Source organism: Granulicatella sp., from assembly GCF_057274575.1.
Map to the genome: position 1 here is coordinate 104,868 of NZ_DBHISP010000005.1, position 11,122 is coordinate 115,989.

Below are 11,122 nucleotides of genomic sequence, written 5' to 3' on the forward strand. Positions count from 1 at the left end.
AAAAGATGCCACGCTAAGACTAGGAGTTCCTAGTCTTTTTTTATAGTAAAATTATGATACAATAGCAATGAAATTTAGTAATACATACGGAAAGAGGAAACTTCATGAAACAATGTCCATTCTGTCATGAAATGATTGACGAAAAAGAAAAACTCTGCCCTTATTGTGGTACCGTTCAAGATGAACTTTCTGCTCCTACTGCCATTGAGCCAAATGATGGAGTTCAAACAGACTTATTAGATGAAAATAACGAACCTACTGCTTCGTTTACAACGAAAGTAGAAACAACTATTCCTGAAGAAGATAACCGTAGCTCACAAGAAAACCGTGTGAAGAATAACCGCTTCGCCTATGCAGGAGCTTGGAATAAATTTAAACGCTTCTTCACGTTCTTTGGAGAACGTTTGGCACAACCGACAAACCACTATTCACGTAAACGTCAATATAGCCGTTCATATGGATATGCCTTAATTATTTTGGCAACAGTGATGTCCGCATTTGTCTCAACACACTTAATTCATTCGATTATTGGTCAATACCAAATCTTTGCAGACATTTCAATCTTACCAAGTTTAACAAGTACACCAAACTACATTTGGATGTTCATTCGTTTCATCCTCTTCTACGCGGTGTTCTACCTTGGGTTCCCAACAGTTTCTTATGGATTGAAACACGTCTTCCAAAAACGTCAACACGTGTTTAACTACTGGTTGACACAATACGAAGGAATGAACGTTTTAGCCATTGTTCTACTTGCCGTTGCGACAGTCATGACCTTCATTAGCCCTGTATGGTTATTCGTTGGAATCGTCATTGTATTCTTTGCACATTTCCTACTCTACATCGTGACCTTTACGTCATCGATGTTTAAGAACACAACAGAATCAACCATCGATCCAATTTACTTATCCCTACTTGGTTTAGTGATACAACTGATTATCACCATCAGCTTACTCTTAATCTTATTCTAAAATAGAAACAAAAAACCCTGACCAGCGACGGTCAGGTTTTTTTGTTTCTACTATTCTTTTTGAAAGAATTATTCTGTAAATTCTATAGTTACTTTTACTTCAGAATCCATTGAAGCAAATATTGTTTTATAATAATTGATTGCAGATTCTTTAATTGCACTCTTAAATTTATCTAAATACTCTGCTTGTTTATCACTAGAAAGTTGGTTAGTGACCAATTTACCAGTATCAACATCTTCTGTAGTTCCACTTAACAACTCTCCATGATTATCATACAAATTGTAAGGATTATCTTTTGAAAGTTCAACACCAATTACTTCAAATTTTGGAACGATAACCTTATATTCTTTTTCAGCTATTTGTTCAACCTTTACACTACTTTTAATTCCAAATTTAGCTGTATAATTTAAAATCACTAATGCTGTTTTTCTAGAGAACGGCACATCAAACCCAAAAACTTGGGTTGTTTTTGTTTCAGTAATAATTTCATTAACTCCTGCATTCAAAAATACAACTTCATTCACTTTTTCAATACTTTCGATATTAATTGAAGATTTGATTTCTGATTTTTGTTGTTTAGGTAAGAAAAACAGCACTCCAATAGCTATAATAGCTATTAATACCACATTCAATAGAACACTAAACATATTAAATTTCTTCTTTTTATTTGTACTTCTCAATTTACATACCCTCCACTATTTTTGCTTTTCTGAAAGAAACTTCTCTTTTAATAGCATATGTAAATTTTACACATTCTAAAAATAACAGTCAACATAATATTTCATATTATCTTCTAAAAATATTAATACCCTCCAAAAAAGTATAAAATAGGGTTGTTGCATCTTATCTTATTCTAAAATAAAAACAGAAAACCCTGACCATCTCTGGTCAGGGTTATTTGTTGATTTTAACTCTTTTTCATGATTAGAAACTAAATGGACTTTCTATATTTTCTAAGAAGATTTCCAATCAATTGGCCAATAAAACTAATGGCTCCATAAACCATTGTATAACTACTGGCAGAGTCATTTAAAATAAACACATTCGGAAACCACAATAATCCAACGATAACAGAAAAATACCATCTAAATCCGTTCTTTTTAGCGAAGACTAGTGAAATAAGGAATACAATTATAGGGATGACCATCAATAGTAGAAAGATGCCACTTCCTGTATCTTTGACTAAATATAACGGAATGAAATAATACATCATGGCAATAACAATATACACGGTATACTTTTTTATCCATTCTTTCATTGCACTATTCTCCTTTTTACATGCCCTATCTTCTTAAAAAATTATAACATTAATTTATTCTTTTATTGTGAAGAACTTATGGTGATATGGAAGAAAAGCAAAAAAACAGCCTTCCAAGAACCTAAAGAGGGGGATTCTAAGAACTTACAGCTGTTCTTAGTTGGTTCTTGTACGACTGCTTTTTGTTTATTAAATATTCAATCGAACTTTCCTATTGCTGATTGAATAGATTTTTAATACTTTCAAAGATGGAAGTGAAAAATTGGGCAATTTTGTCCAACCATCCTTCGTTTTTGGCTTGTTCGACTAAGCTGTTAATCTTTTCGCCGACTGATTTTGACAAGCTATTTAATTGCTCTAATACTTGTTTGGAATCAATCGCACTTGTGTTTTGGTAGTTTTGCGCAAAAGCGACTAATGCATTAATTTGGTCTTGGGAAATCACATTTTGCAATGAGTTGTTCTTCAAGGCCTCGTTAATAATACGTTCGATATCTTCTTTTGTAGCTAGTTGTCCTTGCTTTTGTTTGAGTTCCGCAAGTTCTTTTTTGATTTCAATCATCGCTTTATCGAGTTTTGAGGAATCGAATCCTTTTTGGTTTGCATTTTCTTGCGCGATTTTATTCGTCACTTCTAATTCCTGTTGAGCTACTTCAGTACGTTTGGCGTCCAGCTGAACCCCGTTTGCTTCGAAGGCTTTATATACACCTGTTAAAGCGGACTCTCCAGTTACCTTTGATACTGCTGCTACTTCAATTTCCGCATCAGTTACCCCAGCAGTGATGGCCGCATTGGCATATTGCTCAGCTGTCACTAGGGTGATGTTTTCAGGAGTCTTAATACGAACCTTAACTCCAGTCCCTTTATCTTTCTTTTGAACCATCACTGAAGAGATCATAACAGAAGTGTTTCCATCTCCACTTCCTAGATATTTAATCATATCTTGCCCAGTTGCTTTTTCAGTTCTAACAGTATTCGGATCTTTAATTCCTAATAACTCTGATGTCTGTTTAATTTGTGATTCATTTAATCCTCCGCCATAAACAACGGTTGGTTTTCCCCATTTTTCATTAATGCTGGTTGTATCAATGGCATATGCACTTTTCATGGATAATCCCATCAATGCAAGGACAATTGCGGTTCCTTTCACCCATTTCTTCATGAATGAACCTCCTTTATTCAAAATCGTAACTCACTCGTTACAACTCTAGTATACAAAAAGAACTTTAAGAAAAGAGTGCTCTTTCCTTAAAGTTCTTTATCTATTTGTTTAAGAATTTGTTAACGTCTTCGAGTAAATGCCTTCATAGTTGTTGGTGAGAAAAGCATAATGATTGGATAAATTTCCAAACGTCCTGCAATCATCCCAATTGAAAGGACAAATGTATTGAAATCCGAATACATCGAGAAGTTGCTTGTAGGCCCAACTTGACCAAGCCCTGGCCCGATGTTGTTAAAGGTTGCGGCCACACTTGAGAAGGCTGTTGTAAAATCGCCTGCTTCAAATGACACACAGAGTAACAATACGAGGAAGAACAACACATACACGATTAAGTAGTTCGCAATACTCTTCTCCATCTTATTGTCAATTGGTTTTCCATTCATCGTTGGTACAAAGACCCGGCGTGGTTGCCCCATACGTTTTAATTCGGCAATCGCACTCTTGAAGTACACGATAATACGAGAAACTTTAATCCCTCCTGCTGTTGATCCTGCGCATCCTCCAATAAACATTAGAAGTAGAAGGAGCACATGTGGGAACAAGCCCCAGAGTCCAAAGTCGACCGTTGAATATCCGGTTGTCGTAATAATCGACGATACCGTAAAGAAGACGCTACGAATCGGAACTCCTAAAGCCGTTTGAGTAATCGTCAATACGATAAAAATAATCATCGTAAAGCTGAGAACGATTCCGACATACGTACGCATTTCTTCGTCTTTAATCACATCTTTAACAGCGCCTAAAAGGACAAAGTAGTACAAGTTAAAGTTGATTCCAAAGAGCATCATCCCTACTCCGATAATCCATTCCACAGCTGCTGGATTGGCGTAAATACTAAATCCAGCATTGTTAACCCCAAAACCACCTGTTCCAGCTGTACCAAACGCTAGAAGCAAAGCATCAAAGAGTGGTACTTGGAAGACGACTAGAATAATCACTAGTACGGCAGTCATTGCTAAATAAATCATATATAAGATTTGTGCAGTATGCGCTAATTTAGAAACAAGTTTCCCAAACACAGGTCCAGGGACTTCCGCACGCATTAATTGTACAGATTCGGAACCATGACTGGGCAGAATCGCAAGTGCAAAAACCAGTACCCCCATCCCACCGACTAAGTGAGTGAAACTTCTCCAAAATAATGAAGAATGCGCTAATACAGAAAGATCTGGAATAATACTTGATCCCGTTGTTGTTAATCCACTTGCTGTTTCAAAGAAGGCATCTACCACATTTGGAATTTCACCCGTAAAGACAAAGGGTAATCCTCCAAAGAAAGAGAGTAAAATCCAACTCAGTGCAACGGTAACAACCCCGTCTCGCGCCATAATTTTAAGCGGCTCCGGTTTTTTAAAGCTTAAGAGAGAGCCAATTACGAGCAACATCAAAATCGTACCAGCATAAGCAAGTTTTTGAGTGTGTGACTCTTGATAAATAAAGCTAACAATCAGTGGTAAAGCTAAAAGTGCTGCTTCAACTTGAAGCATTTTTCCCACAAAATAGCGAACTGTTTTTATATTCATTGCGACACCTCTATTCCAAAATGTCGTTAATGTCGTCAAAGTCTTTTTCCGTTGTCACGACGATTACCTTATCAAATGGTTCAATGGTATCATTTCCGGCTGGATAGATTAGTTGTTGTCCACGAACAATAAACGCAATCAAGAGATTTGATTTTGTTTTGAGTTCTGATAATGGAATGCCACAAATCGCACTATTCTTTTGAACACGGAATTGCAGTGCTTCAACTTGGTTATCTGCTAAACGGTATAATGCTTCAACATTTGACCCTTGAGTATTTGAACGTGAACGAACGAATTGAATAATTTCATTAGCCACGATATGTTTTGGAGTCACAACTGATTGACTGTCAAAACCTTTAAATACTTTAAGAAGAGCTGGACGACTCATCTTCGTAATAATCTTTTGAACGCCTTGTTGTTTAGCATATGCAGAAAGGATTAAGTTTTCCTCATCAATCCCTGTCATTGATACAAACACATCATATTCTGTAATGCGTTGTTCCTCTAATACATCGTGATCAGTTCCGTCGGCATGAATTACTGTTGTATGTGGAAATGCATAGCTTAGAATTTCACTGCGTTCTTCATTCACTTCAATCACTTTCGTATCGATTTTAGTTTGTTTCAACATATTGAGTAAATAATAGGTGATACGACCACCACCAACAATCACGGCCGAAGAGACACTCTTCGTTTCTTGTCCTGTTAATTTTAAGAAATTACGTAAGTCAGGATAAGCTCCAGTAATATACACATGATCTCCTGCTTCTAGTGTTGAATCTCCGTCCGGAATAAAGCTTTGCTCGTTACGATGAATCACACAGATTAAGATGGATTCAAAACGATTACGCACTTCTTTTAAGGTTAATCCAGCAAGACGTGATCCTTCGTTGATTTCTAGCTCCAGTAAGCTCACTCGATTTCCAACAAAATTTTCCACACTTAATGCAGAAGGATAATTAAAGTTATTCGCGATATCACGAGCTGTCGAAAGCTCAGGGTTAATCAGTAATGAAATTCCTAGACTTTCACGAATGAGTTGTAATTGTTGTGAATACTCAGGATTACGCACACGTGCAACTGTATATTCCGCCCCAATTTTTTTCGCAAGGATTGACGCAATAATATTAATTTCATCCATTTCCGTTACGGAAATAAAGATATCACAGTTTTCCACTCCTGCTTCCACAAGAATATCGTAACTAGCACCATTTCCACAAATTCCCATAATATCAAATTTGTTTAAGAGTCGATCAATTAAATCTTGATTTTTATCAATCAATACAATGTCATTTTCTTCCGTTGAGAGTTCTTGGCAAATGACTTCGCCGACTTTCCCCCCACCGACAACAACAATTTTCATTTAGTTTCCTCCAGATTGAAAATCTTATACCCTCCTATTTTACCCGTCTGGTGCGGAAAGGTCAAAGTTTATCTTGTTTTCTAAAGGTGCAAAGAATGTTACACTAAGGTCGGAGGCAATTATGAACGAACACGAAATACAAAACTTAACCGAGGAGATTTCGCGCACGTTTTTTCAACGAAAATTCACGCACAAAATCACTTATAACAAACGTCTGCGTTCTAGCGGTGGTTGTTATCTTCTGAAGACGGGAAATATCGAGATTAACCCCCTTGTCGAACAAGAACTGGGGCTAGAAGCTTTGATTGGCGTCATTAAACACGAACTCTGTCATTATCACTTGCATCAAACAGGTGGCGGCTATCGTCACCGTGATCAAGACTTCAAACGCCTGCTCGCTCCAGTAGGTGGAAGCCGATTTGTCGAGCGAATGAGAGAGCCGAACTTCATTTACGAATGTACATCGTGCCATCACCACTACCCTAGAATGCGTAAGATGAATACAAAACGCTATGCGTGCGGAAAATGTCACGGAAAATTAATTCTTTTAGATTGAAATTTCAACAAACATTTGATAAACTGAAATAGTTCTGCGGTCGTGGCGGAATGGCAGACGCGCTGTCTTGAGGGGGCAGTGGGTGTATACCTGTGCGGGTTCAAGTCCCGCCGGCCGCATAAAGAAAATGAAACACCCTAGATGGATGACCATCTAGGGTGTTTTTGTGCTTGTATATCTAAATGTTCTGTGCAGTGATGAAGGTAAGCTCACCGTCACCAAACATTCACACTGTGAATATTGGCTGAACGCTTTTGCTCACATCCTGTGTAGTTGAGTTCAGGCTCGTAGCTTTCGCGTTCCTTTCCGATAATTATCCGCACGTCCTTATCGGACGCTTGCGTTAATTTCGGTAAAGGGTCGAAAGCTGACCACTCTCCCTCACATCCTTAACGCATCGTCACAAACTCTTCGCTTCCTGTTGGATGAATCGCGACGGTTGCGTCAAAGTCGGCTTTGGTTGCACCCATTTTAATGGCTACGGCAAACCCTTGAATCATTTCGTCAACGCCATATCCAATCCCGTGGAGGCCTACTACTTTTTCGTCTGCTCCTGCTGTGATGAGTTTGAAGCGCGCTTGTTGGCGATGGCTTGTCACGGCTGAATACATTCCAGCAAACGTTGATAAGTATGCCTTCACGTTTTCTTTACCGTACTCTTTCATGGCTTCCTCTTCTGTAAGCCCCACTGTTCCAATGGCTGGATGTGAGAATACGACTGTTGGAATTGTTGAGTAATCCATTTTCGCGTTTGTTTGTCCGTTAAATAAACGTTCTGCTAGTGTGCGTCCTGCTTTAATCGCTACTGGCGTCAATTCTTTTTCACCAGAAACGTCTCCCAGTGCGTACACACCTTGGGCTGTTGTTTCTTGGAATTCATTCACTTTGATAAATCCACGTTCTGTTAATTCCACTCCTGCAGCTTCAAGGTTTAATCCTTCTGTATGAGGAAAACGTCCTGTTGCCCAAATCACTTTTTCAGCAGCGAAAGTTGTTCCATCTTCGAAATGAATTTCCACACTACCATCTTCAAGTTGAACCAATTTTTGTGGCACTTTGTTTGTGTGCAAGGTTGGTCCTGATTTTTCCATTTCCGCAACGAGTACTTCAATAATCGAATGGTCGAAGTTACGTAAAGGACGATCGCGGCGAACAAATAGGTCTGCCTTCACGCCTAGAGCATGTAAAACACCAGCAAGTTCTACGGCAATATATCCAGCGCCTAAGATGGCTACGGATTGTGGCAACACGTCCCAAGCAAATACATCGTCAGAAGTGCCCCCAAGTTCTTTTCCTTCCACGTTTGGAATGGCAGGTTTTGCCCCTGTCGCAATTACGATATGGTTGGCACGGTACTCTTCCCCATTCACTTCAATCGTGTGGGCATCGACAAAGCGCGCGTACCCTTTAATTACCGTTACGTTGTTGCGTTCAAAAGTCCCATTAAAAGAATTTCGTGAACGGTCAATATACGCTTCACGGTTTTTCTTTAATGTCGCAAATTCAAAAGTGACATTTTCTGCAGTAAATCCATAGTCTGGACCATATGCGTGAATCGCTTCTGCAATTTGCGCTCCATACCACATAATTTTCTTAGGAACACAGCCGATATTTACACAGGTTCCTCCAAGTAAGTTTCCTTCTACTACGGCTACACGGGCACCATGCATTGCTGCACGGTTTGCTGTGGCAATACCGCCACTACCGCCACCGATAGAGATTAAATCAAATTCCTTCATACGCTCATCCTCCGTTATTTTGTCACACTCATTCTATCAGAGCGCTTTTGCTTTTGTCTTAAACCCTGCTCATAGAATTAGTTTAGGCACAGAAAAAAATGATTACTGCAAAGCCTTGGGAGTAAGACAGAAGCTAAAAAAGGACTCACAGTGTGAGTCCTTTTTGCTTCGTAGTCTTACCCTCGCAAGGCTGATTAGAATTAAGCAAATCACGAGTGATGAAGCTTAATTCAATCAGCTACTGGGTCTATTTCATATTAACTTTGCTTAATTAAAAGCTCTATCTAAATCCGCAGGCTTCTTCGTAATCATTTTTTAGTGCTGATCAATTTTTGAGTCAGAGTTTAAAAATGCTCTGATAGAATCATGTGACAAATAACGGACTCTTCGCTCCTTGTTACTGTGCTAGTAGTTTAATTCTGTTTTTCAGTTTGTAAGCTGGATGCTTTCTAGTTGATTCTTAAGGTGCTGTGACTAGAGCTTTTCAAGCCAGAGGGCGCATAGAGTTTGGACGGCTGGGATAATCGTAGTGATTGAGCCGTGGTTATCGTATGCCTTGTACCAAAGTTTGCCCGTTGAATCGAAGGCGTATTGGTACACGACAAGCCAGTGGTTTTTATACGGACTACCAAGAGCTGTAGTGGTTCCTACGACAACAGGCACTCCGTCTTCAAGAAGGCCTGGTGTGACCTTTTCACTAAATAAATTAAAGTGTGTTTTATATCCGTATTTCTTCCACTCCTGATTGAGTCCGCGTTGCACGTCCCAGTAGAAAGTTCCGCGATATGGAAGTGCGTATTCAATCGACGCCTCCATGCTCTCTAATAGCTCGTCCATCGATTGTGTCACGACACCTTCGCGTTTGGCCATGAGAACTGTCAACGAAGCTGCCGCGTAGGTTCCGCAAATTCCTGGTGTTTTTTCATTTACATACGCTTTGAACGGCTGCATGTCGCTCTCCGCTAGGCCCCTCCATTCAACGGTTTCTTCTAAAGTGTGTTTCTTCTCCCACTTCATTGGCATTCTCCTTATTTAATAAAATGATAGTCTTTCACTTGTAGTTTTTCGTCGAGGTCAAATACAAGCGGTGTTGCAGTTGGGATTTCAAATTTCAAGATTTCTTCTTCGCTTAAGTTGAGCAAGTATTTCACTAGACTACGAAGAGAGTTTCCGTGCGCTACAACGAGCACGTTCTTACCGTCGAGTAAATCCACCGCAATTTCATCTTGCCAAATTGGAAGCACGCGGTCCAAGGTTGTTTTCAATGTTTCCCCTTGAGGAAGATCCTTCACTTGTAGATGTTTGTAGCGCGGGTCTTTGGCTTGTTTGGCTGCTTCTTCCTCGCTAAGTAGCGGAGGCATCACATCGTATGAACGTCTCCAAAGCAACACTTGTTCGTCACCATATTTTTCGCGTGTTTCTTGTTTATTGAGTCCTTGTAAGGCTCCATAGTGGCGTTCGTTTAATCGCCAGCTCTTTGTTTCTGGTAAATAGTCTTGATTTAATTCAGACAAGACGATGTGTCCTGTGTGGATAGCTCTTTTTAATACTGATAAATAGACATGATCGAATTGGATGCCTAATGAACGCAGCATTTCTCCTGCGTGATGAGCTTCTTCTACCCCTTTAGGAGTTAACTCCACATCGCTCCAACCGGTAAATAAATTGAGGGCGTTCCATTCACTTTCTCCATGTCGAACAAATACTAATTTCATGTTCATTCCTTCTTTCTGAATTTCTACTTTTATTGTACGCCTGTTCTCAGAAAGTTTCAAAGAACGGCGCCCAATGTGTTGACATTTGCCCTAAAACATCATTTAGTGGTAAAATAAGCTGATATCTATTTCATTAGATGATTGGTAGAAACACTACCTGAAAGGAACATTATGAAATTACTAACGATTATCGGAAAGATAAAACGATTCTCGAATCAGGACTTAGCGCTGTACTTACTCATTATCAGTAGCTTCCTTCCGTTTTATTTATTCCTAACATTGTTCGTCTTATATATCATCCTTCTCGCCTTTACGGGAAAATTAAAACAAGTCTTTAAAGACCTAGTATCCCACCCGTTCTTACTGGCGTTTATCGGATTTAGCTTCATCGTTTCGATGGTAGCTGGCAACTACTTAGGAGCTGGCATCACTGTTGGATTTTTGATGTATGCCATTTTCTTCAAATATTATCAAAGACGATTGACACCGGACTTTTTCCATATCGTTCTACAGACGGTCTTACTCATCAGTATTTTTGCTGCGGGATTCGCATTCTTAGAACACTACGAAATCGTTCATAAATTTAACTACACCTTCTTATCACCACAGATGCAAGTATGGCACCAAAACCGGGCGGAAGTCACCTTCTTTAATCCGAACTATTACGGCATTATTTGTTGCTTCTGTATTATGATTGCATTCTACTTACTCAGCATTACAAAGAGTTGGTTCTGGAAGTTCATTGGTGCTGTTGCGATTGGAATTAATCTATTCG

Annotated in this window: 10 protein-coding genes, 1 tRNA gene and 1 pseudogene; 4 read left to right on the forward strand and 8 right to left on the reverse strand. The window is 39.2% G+C overall.

The features are described 5' to 3' along the window. Positions 1-104 precede the first annotated feature (104 nt). On the forward strand, positions 105-971 hold the full coding sequence (locus ACO5V7_RS04160) for a zinc ribbon domain-containing protein (protein WP_298646239.1): 867 nt from the start codon (positions 105-107) through the stop codon (positions 969-971). A 68-nt stretch (positions 972-1,039) separates the two neighbouring features. Here ACO5V7_RS04160 and ACO5V7_RS04165 read toward each other — a convergent pair whose 3' ends face one another. The 5 genes from ACO5V7_RS04165 to trkA form a co-directional block, all read right to left on the reverse strand. Further along, positions 1,040-1,651 (reverse strand): DUF4230 domain-containing protein, encoded by a 612-nt coding sequence (locus ACO5V7_RS04165; RefSeq protein ID WP_298646237.1) that lies wholly within the window; start codon positions 1,649-1,651, stop codon positions 1,040-1,042. Between the two features lie 251 nt (positions 1,652-1,902). Continuing rightward, positions 1,903-2,229, reverse strand: coding sequence for a hypothetical protein (locus tag ACO5V7_RS04170; RefSeq protein WP_485485166.1), 327 nt, complete (start codon positions 2,227-2,229; stop codon positions 1,903-1,905). 211 nt (positions 2,230-2,440) lie between these two features. Next, on the reverse strand, positions 2,441-3,391 hold the full coding sequence (locus tag ACO5V7_RS04175; protein ID WP_485485167.1) for a DUF1002 domain-containing protein: 951 nt from the start codon (positions 3,389-3,391) through the stop codon (positions 2,441-2,443). A 119-nt stretch (positions 3,392-3,510) separates the two neighbouring features. After that, complete coding sequence (locus ACO5V7_RS04180) at positions 3,511-4,974, reverse strand: TrkH family potassium uptake protein (protein ID WP_485485168.1); 1,464 nt, start codon at positions 4,972-4,974, stop codon at positions 3,511-3,513. 10 nt (positions 4,975-4,984) lie between these two features. Continuing rightward, positions 4,985-6,337 (reverse strand): Trk system potassium transporter TrkA, encoded by a 1,353-nt coding sequence (trkA, locus tag ACO5V7_RS04185; protein WP_485485169.1) that lies wholly within the window; start codon positions 6,335-6,337, stop codon positions 4,985-4,987. Between the two features lie 121 nt (positions 6,338-6,458). Here trkA and ACO5V7_RS04190 point away from each other — a divergent pair, with 121 nt between their 5' ends. Next, on the forward strand, positions 6,459-6,893 hold the full coding sequence (locus ACO5V7_RS04190; protein ID WP_485485170.1) for a SprT family protein: 435 nt from the start codon (positions 6,459-6,461) through the stop codon (positions 6,891-6,893). Between the two features lie 36 nt (positions 6,894-6,929). Beyond that, positions 6,930-7,012 (forward strand) — tRNA-Leu (locus ACO5V7_RS04195). 270 nt (positions 7,013-7,282) lie between these two features. On the opposite strand, the gene gorA is transcribed toward ACO5V7_RS04195, so the two are convergent. From gorA to gpmA, 3 genes are all read right to left on the reverse strand, one after another. Then, entirely contained in the window at positions 7,283-8,632 is a 1,350-nt protein-coding gene (gene gorA / locus ACO5V7_RS04200) for a glutathione-disulfide reductase (protein WP_485485171.1), read from the reverse strand. Positions 8,633-9,106: 474 nt separating this feature from the next. After that, the gene (locus ACO5V7_RS04205; RefSeq protein WP_485485172.1) at positions 9,107-9,649 is read right to left on the reverse strand and encodes a dihydrolipoamide dehydrogenase; all 543 of its coding nucleotides are present in this window, start codon (positions 9,647-9,649) and stop codon (positions 9,107-9,109) included. A gap of 11 nt (positions 9,650-9,660) precedes the next feature. Continuing rightward, positions 9,661-10,347 carry a 2,3-diphosphoglycerate-dependent phosphoglycerate mutase gene (gpmA, locus tag ACO5V7_RS04210; protein WP_485485173.1) on the reverse strand — a complete coding sequence of 229 codons (687 nt, stop codon included), beginning with the start codon at positions 10,345-10,347 and terminating at the stop codon, positions 9,661-9,663. A 171-nt stretch (positions 10,348-10,518) separates the two neighbouring features. Between gpmA and ACO5V7_RS04215 the strand changes: the two are divergent. Beyond that, positions 10,519-11,122 (forward strand): annotated as a pseudogene (locus tag ACO5V7_RS04215) (O-antigen ligase family protein); the annotation flags it as partial.